The organism is Streptococcus sp. 714, from assembly GCF_013277115.1.
Taxonomy (GTDB): domain Bacteria; phylum Bacillota; class Bacilli; order Lactobacillales; family Streptococcaceae; genus Streptococcus.
The window spans coordinates 1-303 of sequence record NZ_VMMH01000012.1 but is presented as its reverse complement, the minus strand read 5'-3'; the positions used below and the strand labels follow the sequence as shown (position 1 = coordinate 303).

At 23.8% G+C, this 303-nt stretch carries 1 protein-coding gene; it reads right to left on the bottom strand.

Annotation, left to right across the window (positions count from 1 at the left end):
- Positions 1–122 precede the first annotated feature (122 nt).
- A partial coding sequence (locus tag HT718_RS09470; RefSeq protein ID WP_205380735.1) for a hypothetical protein occupies positions 123–303 on the bottom strand: 181 nt, incomplete at its 5' end.

The window sequence follows — 303 nt, the reverse complement described above, 5'->3', positions numbered from 1 at the left end:
CATACACATACACATACACTCAACATTATAATTTATATAATCAGATTTGTCAATTATATTAATTATTATTTATTATTTTCCATTATTTTCAGAATATTTCAGAATTTGAAGCATTTATTATATTATAATATTTCAACAAAAATAAAATCCCCATTTTCTTCAAAACTATGATAAATTCCATTTTTTCGAATACTTATAAAGAGTATATTAACTACACCTGAAGCTAGCTCATCCCTTTTGAGTATCAAAAAGTAGAGAACTATGAAAGAAAAGCTTATCAGATACCAATACTCTTCGAAAATC